This is a genomic window from Lacipirellulaceae bacterium, from assembly GCA_040218535.1.
Lineage (GTDB): Bacteria > Planctomycetota > Planctomycetia > Pirellulales > Lacipirellulaceae > Adhaeretor.
On record JAVJRG010000012.1, the window covers coordinates 462,089 to 475,466 of the forward strand.

Here is a 13,378-nt window from a genome sequence, read left to right on the forward strand (position 1 = left end):
AGTGTGCTTTTTCATCTGCGTTGATCCGCGTTCATCTGTGGTTTCAAACTTGCAACTTAGCTGCTCAGTTGAGCGAGTGGTTGACTTCGCCGCCATCACGGGTAACCAAAGCTCGGCGGATCTCCGGGTCGGAATCGTCACCAATCCACAGCACGGAGCCGTCCAGCTTCACAAACTGCACGCCGCCGGGGTGGTCACTACGGAACGCACGGCTATTTTGCGTTGCCACATAGCGATCACTGTTGTTGAACAAGTGGGGCGCGCGGGCGGCAAGGTAGCCGGAGCCCTGAGCCCAGTAACCTTCCGCCCAAGCAAAGCTACTGCGTGTGCCCGGACCGCTGGGCTGGTCGATCCGAGCAAGCGGCTCCCGCTCCTCGAAGGCGTAGTTGATCTCACCGACAAGCAGCGTGTTCGAGGCGCCATCAGTGATATGCTTCAGTTTCAACTGATAGGACCCATCGGCAGGATCATCAAATGCCCCGTTATTGATCGAAGGTTGGTTGTCTGTCCGAGTCGAGATAATGTAGCTCCCTATACCTAGTGTCTCACCTGCGGTTTCACCGGAGGGTCTTTGCATTGAGCGGCAGACATAAACGTCAATCGGAGCCGTCGTCACACTAGCATTCACGGGGTCTGTGTAGGGCTTTGTCAGGTCGTAATTCGCGAACCGATTCCCTTGATCAAGGTACGGCAGCAGCAAAACCAGCGTGCTGCCGAGCGGCTCGAACTTCGCGCCATGCTGTGGTGGCGGCAGTGTCCTGCGAGCGGATTCATAGTTGAGAGTCGCGAGTCCGATTTGCTTGAGGTTATTCTGGCAACTTCCCCGCCGAGCAGCTTCTCTGGCAGCTTGCACTGCCGGCAGCAACAGGCCCACAAGCACGCCGAGAATTGCAATCACCACAAGCAGTTCGACCAAAGTGAAACCAACACGAAGGCGAGAAATTGGGAACGGTTTGCGAATCAGATTCCACGAATTATTAGCCCCGGGATTCATCCCGGGGTGACTGTGGTCTTGAAGTATCTCGACCGAGCAGTTGGGTCGTTTTGTCAGCCAACTCCCAACGAGGTCGAAATGAATCACGGCTGATTTCGGTCTCGGCTTTAAGCCACTCGTACACAATCTTGCTCGCTCGACCGACCCATGGGCATCTCCGTCAACCCCAGGATAAATCCTGGGGCTAATAATTTCCCGAAGGCATCGCTGGCTCCTAACGAGCAAACTGACAAAGCCGACAACAATCACCCAGGCGGCCGGCTCGGGAACCGCGATGACACTAGCGGGGTTGTCACTTCCATAATTCCCGTGCCAATCACTCAAAGCGGTCGAGCCCAATTCGTCACGTTGCCAGAACAGAAAATCCGCTCCATCAACGACATCGTTTTCGTCGAAGTCACCAGCAAGCCCCTCTGCGATGGTGTAATCAATCGTCAGAGTCGCCGCTTCCGCACCGGGGAAGTCCAACGGGTCAGCTTCTTTGAAATACCACCGAGGGATGCCGGCACTGCTTTGCTGTACCGAGGGATGGAGCGATGACAGAGCAAAACCTAGCACTCCTTCCGCAAGCGATTGCTGGACATACTCTTTCACACCGGGCAACGTGAGATCGATCTCGAAGGTGAACGTCGCGTCAAAGGGTACCTCCTCGCCATCGACAAGGTCAGCGGTGTCTGCCGCGTTCCGCGCCGTGCCGATCGCCCAAGGAGTGGCATCAAACGGAGCGGTTGTATTTCCAGGAGCCGTTGCACTGAAGCCACCGGTAATGTTGTTGGAAACGTCGCGATAGTCCCCTGGACTGCTCGCATCTCCATCAGTCGGATATGCAACATAGGACGCGCCCGGACCAGAATGCACACTGTCAGCTTCACTCAGGCGTTGCCCTGTCTGGTTACTACCTAGAGCAAAGCCCTCGTAACCGGCACGAAAACCGACGCCGAACAACTCAATCGCCTGCTGGCCATCGACAGCCTGATTCATGAAATCAGACAGGTAGCCTGTGGCCGTTGGTGCCGAGCTCTCGTAGCGAATTGAGTCGCCAAAAAAGTTTTGCATCCGAGCCGTAAACGTCACGGAGGTGACTTGGTAGGCACTAGGAGCGAGACCTGTAGTGATGTCGTTGAGCGTTTCAAAGGCGAATAGAGTGTTCGCAAAACGGGCGGCATTACTGGAAGTCATGGGGTTGAACTGACCAGATTGCTGATCGACGCTCAAGCCGCCAGTCCACGTCGAGCCTTGCTCGCGTGTCCCCGGTGCACCGCCATTGATGTAAGTCCACGTATCAAGATCTGGCTGGTCCCAGGTGGCGACTTCGGCATGTGCGACACTGCTGCTCAATAAAACGCTCCCCAGCGTAAGCCAAAGGAGGAACACGCCAACGATCAGACCCAGCACGGTTGCGAAACGCCGTGTGGACTGCTTGGTTTGCGACTCTTGCAGAGGCTTTTTCATAAAGCTTCTCCCATAAGGGCTAACAACCGGGTGCTGACCGAATCGTCCATTCCATTCGATCAGCACCGGCCAGTTTTTAAGAGTTAGTTCCTAATGGTTAGTTCCGGCAACGGCGTGCGTGAAGAACACCTATCCCCATGAGAGATACAAGTACAAAAGACGATAGTTCCGGCACACCAATCGAGCCAATGCTATTGATCGCTGGCGAAGCACCAGGAGTCCAATAGGTGTCCACCTGAAAGGCATCAATCGCGATATCTGCGGTGCCAACGTCTGAGGTCATTTCGATACTGAAGGGAAGGTTCGCGCCGGGAGCAGTCCACTCTTGCCAGTAGACTCCCGAGCCGTTGGCCTCGAGCCCATAAAGGTCTTTCTGCTTCGTCCAACCCGGCAGGTCGAAAAAGAGATCCTCAATGGCGGCACCGGTTGTGGCCATCCCACCAGCCGTTTGGCCGATCACCTGCAACACAAGCGTCGTGCAACCATCAGTGCCGCTCGCTGGAGCAATGCCCGTAATGGTGTCATCAAGCTGGTTGTTGTGTGGTGGAGGACCGATCGCAAAACCCGTGTAGAAGTTGCCGCTACCACTACGGTGGCCATATGTCGTTGGAGAGGGATCGTTGGCGCCATCGTTGCCCTGATAAATCCGCACGTTAGGAACTGCGGTTCCCAAGTCGGGCGTCGTATCATCAAGCACCCGCCCAAACCCCAAAACGGCATTTCCGCCGATCTCAAAGTCGTCCCAGCCAAAGTAGGCGGTATTGGCATCACTGCCACGCGCCCAAGCGTCTGGCTGGTAGTCCCAGGATTGACCCTGAGAAGTGGTGATCGCGAACAATCGATTGGAGGAAATGGCAGCGGCCAGTGCGATAGCCAAGAAACAGCATCTGTTAATCATCATCAGTTCAATCACTCTCCAGGAATGCAATAAGAACACCCACAACCGACTCGATTGCGGCTGGGGAACCTCTTAGCTGGCGAGTGACCGGAAGAATCCGCTGCAGTTTTCCACAGTGGCTGCTTATTGAGCAGAACGGCCTGGCTGGCGGGAAGGATACTTGATATCAAGTCTCAGTAGCAATAAACTAACGAATCCCGAGTCTACCACAAGCCCTACAGCCCTCTTTTCGCAAGAAAAGATGCATTTATCACATCGAGTCAATAATGGCTGAATTCAAGGCCCAAAACGATCCTTCGGAGCAAAAAAGCGTCGAGAAAAATCAGATCCGCACCGTGGAAGCGGAGAGTTTGCTGCAAGGAGAAAAGCAAATCCTCATCAGCCATTCGGGTGAGAACTACCGACTGATTGTGACGCGGAACAATCGGCTGATCCTGCAGAAGTAAGCCGCGAGCGTAAGCGACCGGATTGCAGAGTGATTCGGAATCCGGTCGCTTACGCTCACGGCCGAAGTGATACGACAATCACCGCTTGCCGACGCCAGACCGCCCCGCCAGTACGCGATTGAGATCACCTGGCCGCACGGGTTTCACAAGATGCTCGTCGAAGCCTGCGTCCATAATCTCTTGATGAGCCTTCTCGCCACCAAAACCCGTTAACGCCACTAGATAGACGGAGTCGGAGTCGATGGTTGACCGCACCTGTCGGGCCACTTGGTAACCATCCAGCCCTGGCAAGTGAATATCGACGAGCGCGACGTCCGGGCGCTGCGAAAGAATCGCTTCCAGTCCCTGGTTACCATCGGCAGCACTGGTCACCTCGTGACCGTCGAGTTCCAGCAACTCGATCATCATTTCACGCGCGTCCTGTTGGTCTTCAACGATTAACACGCGGCACGGATCAACGGCTGCCAGTTCAACTTGCGGTCGGGGCGTTAGTTGGCTCGCCTGCTCTGCTAACGGCAATCGCACAATGAACCGGCTGCCATGCCCAAGTCCGTCACTCTCCACATCGACTTGTCCGCCATGCATCTCCACAAGCGATTTCACCAACGAAAGCCCCACCCCTAAACCACCATGCGCCTGTTTCTGACTATGTTCCGACTGCACGAACATGTCGAACACCAGAGGCAAGAAATCGGGATCGATCCCCCGCCCCGAATCGATAACCGACAGTACCGCGTCGTTAGTATCGTGTTGGACGACGACCCGAACCTTTCCTTCGGCGGGGGTATACTTAACGGCATTCGAAAGCAGATTTTCCAGCACCTGCATGAGTCGCGTACGATCCACATCCACCCAAACGGGTTTAGTCGGTGTTGCCAGAGAAAGCTCGAGCCCCGCATCCTTCCGCTGAGAATCGAACGACTCAGTGGCCGAGCGTGCTAGTTCGTTGAGATCCAACCGTTGGCGGTCGAGCGTTAGCTTGTTCTTGGTAATCCGTGCCACATCCAGTAAGTCGTCCAACAGTCGCGAGATTTGCTCCGATTGGCGGAGAATAACCTCCTCTTGCCGCGTGAGTCCTTCTTGCGAGCGTTTCTGGGTAACGCGAATCGCACTCAACACGGCAGCTAACGGATTACGCAACTCGTGCGACAAAGTCGCCAGGAAACGATCACGCCCCACGATAGAACTCTTGAGCTGCGCCTCGAACTGCTTTCGCTTGGAAATGTCCTGAACAAACGCAATCGCGTAGAGCGGCTTCCCTTCGTCGTCTCGCTGCATCGAAACGGTTAAGTTGATCCAAACCGACTTGCCTGACTTCTTAATGTATCGCTTCTGGATCGAATAGCTGGATAACTCGCCGGCGATCAGTGAACGATAACGCTCTAGGTCTGCATCCAGATCTTTGGGGTGGGTAATGTGCTGGAAGTCTGAGGCGAGCAACTCCTCCTTGCTGTACTCGACTATCTCGCACAGCCGATCATTCACTCGCAGCCAACGGCCATCCACTGCCACGTGCGCGATTCCGACCGCCGCATTCTCAAACGTGCTGCGGAACCGCAGTTCACTGTCATGCAGTTTACGACGCTCTGCATCGAGCATTGTCAAATCAATCAACGACAGGATTACCCCGTCTTGCGAAGAGGTCGAGAGATAAGGCAGAATCCGCACCAAGTAGCGAGTCCCCGTTTCACTGTGAACTTCCCTCTCCACCCGCGTGTGGTTCTCAACAACGGACCTCAGATCGTTGTACAAATCAGGATAGTCGAGCGTATGCGTGAATGACTCGATGGAACGCCCGATATCTCCCTCATGCACCTGAAAAACCGCACTGATCCCCGGCGTGAACTTGCGGATCAGCAAGACTTCACTCAGGAACATCGTCGCGACATCCACGCTTTGCAGCAGATTCTCGACGTCTTCGCTCAGGAGCGAAAGTTCGCCGATCTTACGTTGATGTTCGGCATTGACCGTATAGAGCTCTTCATTCACTGAATGGAGCTCTTCGTTCGTACTCTGGAGTTCCTCGTTGCTGGCGGTGAGTTCTTCGTTGGTGCTTTGCAGTTCTTCGTTGCTAGTTTCAAGCTCCTGAATGGCCGACTGCAGACTTTCGCGAGTCATCTGCAATTCGTTCTGCAAGTTCTCAAACTCCGTGGAACCGACAAGATCCTGATCTAACTCCTGAAAGACTTCAGCCAGGTCTTCCTGCTCCTCAACCGAGGCAATGTAAATCGTGCCCTCAATCAGTTGGGCCTGCTGCGGGGATACACGAAGATTGACCACCTTCGAATCGGCACCAACTCCCAGGCTAACTCCATGCATCGAGATCGTGCGATCTTCACGCATCGCTCGCCGCAGAGCCCCATTGAGTACTGTACGCAACTCAGGAACGACCATTTCGAGAATGTTATTCTTGAACCTTCCCTCGGCTGGGGCTAAGTACTCATTCGCACCCGGCGTACTATAAACCAACTCATGCGACTCGTTGATGAAGAACGACGGTGGAAAATGGGCACTGGCGAGTTGCTCGAACGCGGCAATAATCTGCTGATCAGCCAGTTGCTGACCCCGTCGTACTTGACGATTCTTCAAGACATCGGAATCCGAGCGCGGCGACGGATCGGAAAGCCTTATTTTATTGAGCAAACTGATGTCGCGTTGCTTTTGAAATAGAGAGGCACGCGTATCGGTCGTTGAAAACTCTTTCTGCAGTTCGCCTACGGTCTCGCTAGAACCAAGCATCAAATAGCCTTTGGACCGTAGCCCAAAGTGAAACAACGACAACGCTTTTTGCTGGGCGCTCGGCTCTAGGTAGATCAACATGTTGCGACATGTGATCAGGTCTATCTTGGTAAACGGTGCATCACGAAGCACGTCGTGCTTAGCGAACACCAACATGCGGCGAAGCTCTGCATTGACGCGATAAGTGCCCTCTGCCGTCTCTTCAAAGTACTGCTCAAGTCGCTCGGCATTGACCGCCGCGACTTGTTCGGAGGTATACTGGCCAGCGGCAGCGAATTCCAGCGACTGTCGATCGACATCGGTTGCAAAGATCTTGACGTCGGCAATCAACTCACGCGCTTGCAGTTGCTCGTGAATCAACATGGCTACCGTGTAAGCCTCCTCTCCGGTAGCACAAGCGGCAACCCAGATGCGTATGTCCCGTCTATTTCCTAAGTCATCGAGGAGTTTAGGAAATACTTCCTCTTCGAGTACCGCGAAGGCCGACTCGTCTCGAAAAAATCGCGTGACGTTCACCAACAGATCTTGATAGAACACACCCTGTTCATGTTCATCACTCAAGATCGATTTCAAGTAGGCCGGCATTTCTTGGGAAGCAAGCTGTGCACGTCGTGCCAAGCGCCGCACAATCGTGCCCATCTTATAGTTGGTAAAATCTACTCCGTTTCGCGTTTGCAATAGCCTAAGCAAGTCGCTCACGTTCTGCTCATGCTCGCTAGGCAATTCTCCAGTGATGCCCTGCTCGGGATGACTGCCAGCCCGTTCTAGGGCTCGTGGAATCTCTTCTGGCAGCGCGACAAAGTCGATCGGGCTGCTGCTCATTGCCGATCGGGGCATACTTGAGAACTCAGCCGACTCGGGATCCTGCACCACAACCATACCTCCCGCATCGGCGATCGCTTTGGCTCCGCGACTGCCGTCACTCCCTGAGCCTGAAAGGATCACCGCGGCAGAACGCTCACCGAAATCTCTCGCCAAAGAACAAAGAAAAGTGTTGATTGGCAGGACCATACGCTCAGAACGATCCGTGTCAGTCAACAGTAAGCGGCCACGGGAAATGATCATCTCCTTTCCAGGAGGGATCACGTAGACGTGGTTCGCCTCGACCTCCATTCCATCATCAACCAGCGTAACCGGCATGAAGGTATGACGAGCGAGAATCGAATCGAGCGCGCTCTCGAAATCCGGCGAGAGATGGGTCACAACCACAAACGACAGGCCGGGCTTCGCGGGCATCGCTTTGAAGAGCTTCTCAAGTGCAGACAGCCCCCCCGCAGAGGCACCGATCCCGATCACGCGAAACTCAGCATCATTTGACGCTGGCGAAACCTGTTCTGATCCTGTTTCCGCGCGAACTTCAGTCGCTTTTGGGAGGCTTGTATCTTGGGTGGTGTCTGGCGTCATTGCCGCTGCACCCTAAAAGGAGATGGTTGTGAATGAGTCGCCCGACCTTCCACTACCCCCATCCTAGGGGATTTGCTGACAAAAGGGTAGCTAAGCCGCTCGCCAATCTAAGAAGAGGGTCAAACGAAAAAAAGAATGCCGCCCAGCCCCAATCGCTCCCCTTTGTTGCCCCAAACGACCAGAGCGGGCGGCATCTCTCGTTTATTCATCCTAGTTCCACAAACTAACGACTGTCGGTTTGTGGGAATCGCCTCGTCGCGCTCGAACACTGCTTCCTAGCGAACGCAACTGCGGCTTCTACTCATGCTTAGAACTGAACTACAGGTTGAAACTCCCACGGGACGTTCCCGGCGTTAGCCGTGGTGGGGAATCGCACCGTAACCAGGAATTTCTGCAGCATCGCAAGGTGGGTCAGGAAGTCACGCCCCGCTTCATGCTTTAGCAGATAGCCGGCCACGTTCTGCTCGTAAGCCGCCATGCGATCTGCCTGATCATCGGAGGTCGTCAACACAAACACGATCGTGTGGTGTAGCTGCGCGTCGGCACGTAGTTCTTGCAAAAACTCCAAGCCGGTCATCCGTGGCATGTTCAAATCCAAGAGCACGAGAACCGGACCAGCAATCGCGGGCTTCTCTTCGGTGCCGCGTAACTGCTCCAGCGCTTCGATACCGTCTCGGGCAATCACCATTTCGTTGGCAACACCGGCCTTCTGAAAAGCCCGTTGCACTACGCGAATATCGACATCGTCGTCGTCGACTAGCAATACTGTGACTTCATCATTGTACATAAGAGACCTCACTCTTGGGGAACGGTCGTAATTCGGTTCGTCGATCTCTATTTCAAGTTGCTGCCATACCACAGGCTGCTGCTAGTGCCTCAGCAGCGGGCGGTTCAAACGCTTTCTCTTCTGATTCGCTTCGCGACTCAGATAAAGTCGGCCAGGTAAAGTGGAACGTGCTACCGCGACCTTCTTCACTCTCAACCCAGATCCGTCCGCCGTGGTTTTCAACAATGCGTTTCACTAGCGCGAGTCCGATGCCACTGCTGTCAACTTCATCGCGACGCTTGAGTGTTTCAAACATTCCAAACACTCGTTGCTGGTATTCCGGAGCGATCCCCGGGCCATCATCCACGACACGGAACTCCAACGCATAGCCGCGGTCGCAGACGACCACTTCCACTTTCCCGGTTTCGCCCTCGTGGTGCTTTAGAGCGTTGTCAACCAGATTTCGAATGACCTGCGTTAGTGGTGAACGTTGCGTATAGAACGGCTTATCGTATCCGTCGAAGCAGACGCGGAATCCCGCCGGCACGTCAAGCACACCAGCGATTTCTTCGACTAACTCTCTTGCGAGACAAGGTTCAGATTTGTGTTCACGCCGCGTCACTCGCGAGTATTCCAACATCCCCGACAACATGCGTTCCAGTCGTTTCGCGCGTCCTTCCAGTTGGGCCAAATCTTGCTTCGCCTGTTCGGTGGCAACGTCTTCGAGTTCCTCGCTGATAAAACCTGCGAGGTTGCTAATTGCCCTCAACGGAGATTTCAGATCGTGAGAAGCGGCATAAGTGAAATCGTCAAGCTCGCGATTTGTTTCCGCAAGCTCCGCGAGTGATTCCTTCAACTCGTCACGTGCGTGAAGCAACTCCAAATTCTTCGCCTGCAACTCTTCCTTTTCCGCTTCCAGCGACTCATTGAGTTGACGCTGCAATCAAGGTGCGTGGAAGGAGAGCTCAAATGGCTTTAAGTTGCTGACGAACTTCCAAGTGATCCAATTGAGACCCATCAAGAAGATTGCCAGGAGCCGATAGGCCGGCCAAAAGAACATCACGATCGAAAACCCATAACCGCAGACAGCACACAACACAAAGATGAAGGCCAACTGCATCAGCTTCTCATTGCGGTCACGTGGCTCCTCCGCCAAATAACAGCGCCGCCAGAACCAGTAGATGCAGAGGTAACCGACGATGACACTTGAAGTCAGAACGATCAGGGCCGCAATCCAAGGCCAGTCGGGGGTCCCCTCTGCCGTCTGCAGACAATGCACCCGCGGCATGTAGTTGCCATGATTGGTGAAGTAATCCCCACCGAAAAAACTGCCAGAAGCAACAACTGGTCGACCCGCTTCAGCAGCCGCAGTTAGCGACTCGCCACTGCAGGTTGAGGCACTCACCAACTCGGTCGCAAAACCGGCAAGCAAAAGTGCAAACAGAATACGAACGCATAGCGTGCGCGCTGCCCCAAACATGGCATGGACCTATAAACAGATCTCGGTGGGAGCGAACCGAAGCCTGGGGCAAAGGCAAGAGGGATTCGCAGAGTAATTACGGTTGGAAAGTAAGGTGGGATTCTTTAGGTGGGAGCCCGCTGCGGGGCTTAGAGAAGTCTAGAACGCAAGAGGAGCGGCAAGCCGAAAATCTCCCCGAAATGACGTTGCCTTTTGGCAACATTCCCGCATGACCAGAACAGCCTGAACTACATTTGGGGTAATGACACCAGCAGAAAGTGAGAGCCCGCAACTGCGTGCGGGTTCACTCTTCTACGGAAACCGGCTGCAGCTTCTCTACCAACGCCTTCGCCTCTTGCTCGTCGAATCCACTTGAGATTTGCAGCCGCTCGCCGATCACACCATTCAGCGTAGGCGCCATCAGCAGTTTGCCGTCCAACAACACCGCGACCCGTAAGTTCGGATCTCGCCCGCCGGCAAGCAGTTGCGTGGTCCGCTCCCGCATCCGCTTGGCTGCTGAGGGTTTCAGTTCGAGCAGGACATCCCAATGGCCACCCCACTCAGACTTTTGCGCTTTCGTCTTGGCAATATCACGCTCCGTAAAAATGGGTCCCTCTTCAGAGAGCATGATCCACTGGCCATCGACATGATTCGGACGAAGCCTGAAAAGTCTTGGATCGTGATTGTTCCGAGCCACTTTGATCTCGTCCTGATCCAGCAACACTCGCGCCGTAAGAACTTCAAGCCCCTCCGCTTGCGGCTTAGCCGTGGGCGGCTCGCCCAAATCCACAGGCAACCCCTCAAACGCTACCCACTCAAAGCTTCGCGTCTGGAACTTCACCTTGGCAATATCCACCAACTTCAAGTTAGCAAAACGATACTGCGTCTGATTGTTGACGCTCGCCGCGACGAAACCACGACGACGCGGCTCATACGCTTTACCGTTGCGATCAACGGCAATAAGTCTTGCCTGAGCATCGGTGAAATCGTGCGAGACAATGAAGGTCGCCTCCCCCTCGCTTGATAGCAACCCGTCGGAAATCACCACTCCTTTGTTCAGAATACTCGTCGCGCCGGAGCCCCCCTCATTTTGAGCCATCGTCACCCAAGGCCCTCTCGCGACGCCAACCTCGAGACGAAACGGTTTGGTAATCTGATTCCTCTGAAATGTATGTGAGTAATAGTTCGCAGGGTGTTGCTTGCAATCAAGGACAATGGTCGCTGAGGAACGGTTACCTGGCGGTGTCATCCGCCATCGTACTTTCACATTCTTTTCTAGACCTACGGTACGAAACACAAGTTGACGATCAGGTACTGGCGAGATGTTCGTTGTGAGGCGAATCGTAAAGGGAACATCTTCAATCGATTCGCCCTTGAGTCCCCACCATTGCGGTTTTGCCTCATCGTGTGTACCGATAGCCAACAGCTCAACCCTTCCCCGCTTTGCAAACTTCCGAATAGCAATCGGCTTGAGCTCCACTTGCTGCTTAGCTGTGAGCGATTGGCCTACGCCAGACGACTTCTTTGCTATTTCCTCACCACGCTCCGCCCACACCAACGAACCGCTCACCAGTAAAACGCCTAGCATTATCAGAGCCCAAACCCCGCCACGCCCCACCGGCAGGGGCTCACCCATCGATTCGCCAAACAGTCTGGCAATCCGGCGGCGCAACTCACTAGGGCTCCTTCCGCTGGCCGCTGAAGCGGCCAGGCCTGCGTGTGAGATTGGTTTACCTGCGAGCTCGACGACCCTAAGTAGCGCATTTGCATAACGAAGTTGTTGATTCGCTGAATCGAGTTCGCTGCCGCATGCCAATTCGTCGCAGCAGTATTCGCGAAGTGTGCTGATCCGGCTGCTCAAGTACCAGAGTGCTGGGTTAAAAAACAGCACTGCTTCTGCCAATCGTTGCACGAGGTTGACCCACATATCCGCGCGGCGGACGTGGGCCAACTCGTGAGCGAGGATCATCTCCAACTCCGCAGTGGTCAGCCCCGCAAGTGCGCTACTGGGAAGCAGAATCATCGGTCGCAGCAGCCCGACGACCTTGGGTACGATCACGCTCTCGCTCTGCTTGAGCATTGGCACAACACGAACGCGCCACTTGTGACTTAACTGCGCAACGAACTCGTGCAGCTTGCCGTGAGAGATCGTTTCACTTTGCTTTGCTAATCGTCCAGCGAGCCAGAACCCACGTAGTACGCGAATAAGCATGAAGGAAACCCCCAGCAAGTACGCACCGAGGAGCCAAGGAGCCCACGCCTGCCAGACCCCTGGTGGAGTGAACCGGGCCGCTGAAGCGGCACGGCCTGGCGCGGGCTGCGAAGTTGCTGGTTCTTCAATTCCGAGTTCAATGGGTTGGGCCGTCTGGGCGAAAGCAGAATCTTCAAACTCAAATCGATCTTCCGAGTGAAGTTCTTGCTCGCCGGGCAAATCGACTTGATGAACATTTTGGCCGTGCCGCTTCAGCGGCCCGGCGCTACCATCAAGAAACAAGAAGGTCACTGGTTCCAGCACGAGCCCAAACATCAGGGCGACCACACTGACCAAGTACTGCTTGGAAGCTGAGCGGATCGAATACGAAAAGCCCCAAACCAGCCCCGCCAACAACGCAAACTGCCAAAATGAATGAGCCAGCGTCATGCAGACCCGTGCCGCGAGATCTTCATGCAGTGAAAGCAGAGCGTTCATGATTTCTGCTCCTTCGCCTTGCGATTGATTAGCTTGCGGATTTCGCCAATTTCCGCAGCATCAAGGTCGGTTGTTTCCAACAAATTCAACACCATCGCCTGCGGCGAGTCGTCGAAGAGCTTTTTTAAAAGGTCGCGTACCACGCCTCCGGTGACACTTTTCTTTTCGACCTTTGGCGAAAAGAGAAAAGCCTTGCCCTGCTTGCGGCGTTTCAAGAACCCCTTGCGATGCATGATGTTCAACATGGTTATCACGCTACTATGAGTGAGTGGCCTGTCCGCTCCAGCGGCCAGGCGCTCTCGCACTTCGCGCACCGCAAGCGGTGACTCCTCCCAAAGGATCTTGAGTAGTTCGAGTTCAAGGTCGGTCGGGTGTTCTGAAGGTGGTCGTGGCATGAAAGTACAACCACGCTCCGCGTGGTTGGCGATTCGAGTTCGTTGTTCCACCGAGCTGGTTAGTCGCCAGCGGGGAGCGATTCTTCAATGAGCCCTAACCACACGGAGTGTGGTAGTACTATCTTTTAATTCTTTC

The 13,378-nt window shown here is 54.6% G+C and carries 9 protein-coding genes; 1 reads left to right on the forward strand and 8 read right to left on the reverse strand.

The window, feature by feature from the left end; genetic code table 11:
- Positions 1–64: 64 nt before the first annotated feature.
- Both RIB44_15890 and RIB44_15895 read right to left on the reverse strand, forming a co-directional pair.
- On the reverse strand, positions 65–2,446 hold the full coding sequence (locus RIB44_15890; protein ID MEQ8618056.1) for a DUF1559 domain-containing protein: 2,382 nt from the start codon (positions 2,444–2,446) through the stop codon (positions 65–67).
- A 97-nt stretch (positions 2,447–2,543) separates the two neighbouring features.
- Positions 2,544–3,347 (reverse strand): hypothetical protein, encoded by an 804-nt coding sequence (locus tag RIB44_15895; GenBank protein MEQ8618057.1) that lies wholly within the window; start codon positions 3,345–3,347, stop codon positions 2,544–2,546.
- A 263-nt stretch (positions 3,348–3,610) separates the two neighbouring features.
- On the opposite strand from RIB44_15895, the gene hemP reads away from it, so the two are divergent.
- Positions 3,611–3,790, forward strand: a complete 180-nt coding sequence (hemP, locus tag RIB44_15900) for a hemin uptake protein HemP (protein MEQ8618058.1) — start codon at positions 3,611–3,613, stop codon at positions 3,788–3,790.
- Between the two features lie 78 nt (positions 3,791–3,868).
- Here the strand turns inward: hemP and RIB44_15905 are convergent, their stop codons facing one another.
- The 6 genes from RIB44_15905 to RIB44_15930 all read right to left on the reverse strand — a co-directional run bounded on the left by RIB44_15905 (position 3,869) and on the right by RIB44_15930 (position 13,242).
- Positions 3,869–7,933 (reverse strand): CheR family methyltransferase, encoded by a 4,065-nt coding sequence (locus tag RIB44_15905; GenBank protein MEQ8618059.1) that lies wholly within the window; start codon positions 7,931–7,933, stop codon positions 3,869–3,871.
- Between the two features lie 307 nt (positions 7,934–8,240).
- The gene (locus RIB44_15910; protein ID MEQ8618060.1) at positions 8,241–8,720 is read right to left on the reverse strand and encodes a response regulator; all 480 of its coding nucleotides are present in this window, start codon (positions 8,718–8,720) and stop codon (positions 8,241–8,243) included.
- A gap of 52 nt (positions 8,721–8,772) precedes the next feature.
- Complete coding sequence (locus RIB44_15915; GenBank protein MEQ8618061.1) at positions 8,773–9,642, reverse strand: HAMP domain-containing sensor histidine kinase; 870 nt, start codon at positions 9,640–9,642, stop codon at positions 8,773–8,775.
- Positions 9,643–10,179, reverse strand: a complete 537-nt coding sequence (locus RIB44_15920; GenBank protein ID MEQ8618062.1) for a hypothetical protein — start codon at positions 10,177–10,179, stop codon at positions 9,643–9,645.
- A 283-nt stretch (positions 10,180–10,462) separates the two neighbouring features.
- Positions 10,463–12,847: a M56 family metallopeptidase gene (locus tag RIB44_15925; GenBank protein ID MEQ8618063.1), complete on the reverse strand. Its 2,385-nt coding sequence runs from the start codon at positions 12,845–12,847 to the stop codon at positions 10,463–10,465.
- A complete protein-coding gene (locus RIB44_15930; GenBank protein ID MEQ8618064.1) occupies positions 12,844–13,242 on the reverse strand; it encodes a BlaI/MecI/CopY family transcriptional regulator in 399 nt (132 codons plus the stop codon). The genes RIB44_15925 and RIB44_15930 overlap by 4 nt, the downstream gene beginning before the upstream one ends.
- Positions 13,243–13,378 lie beyond the last annotated feature (136 nt).

Excerpts from the sequence above, each read along its gene's own strand:
- RIB44_15925 (MEQ8618063.1), bottom strand. The coding sequence starts at position 12,847 with ATGAACGCTCTGCTTTCACTGCATGAAGATCTCGCGGCACGGGTCTGC.
- RIB44_15930 (MEQ8618064.1), bottom strand. The coding sequence starts at position 13,242 with ATGCCACGACCACCTTCAGAACACCCGACCGACCTTGAACTCGAACTA.
- RIB44_15905 (MEQ8618059.1), bottom strand. The coding sequence starts at position 7,933 with ATGACGCCAGACACCACCCAAGATACAAGCCTCCCAAAAGCGACTGAA.
- hemP (MEQ8618058.1), top strand. The coding sequence starts at position 3,611 with ATGGCTGAATTCAAGGCCCAAAACGATCCTTCGGAGCAAAAAAGCGTC.
- RIB44_15910 (MEQ8618060.1), bottom strand. The coding sequence starts at position 8,720 with ATGTACAATGATGAAGTCACAGTATTGCTAGTCGACGACGACGATGTC.
- RIB44_15920 (MEQ8618062.1), bottom strand. The coding sequence starts at position 10,179 with ATGTTTGGGGCAGCGCGCACGCTATGCGTTCGTATTCTGTTTGCACTT.
- RIB44_15890 (MEQ8618056.1), bottom strand. The coding sequence starts at position 2,446 with ATGAAAAAGCCTCTGCAAGAGTCGCAAACCAAGCAGTCCACACGGCGT.
- RIB44_15895 (MEQ8618057.1), bottom strand. The coding sequence starts at position 3,347 with ATGATGATTAACAGATGCTGTTTCTTGGCTATCGCACTGGCCGCTGCC.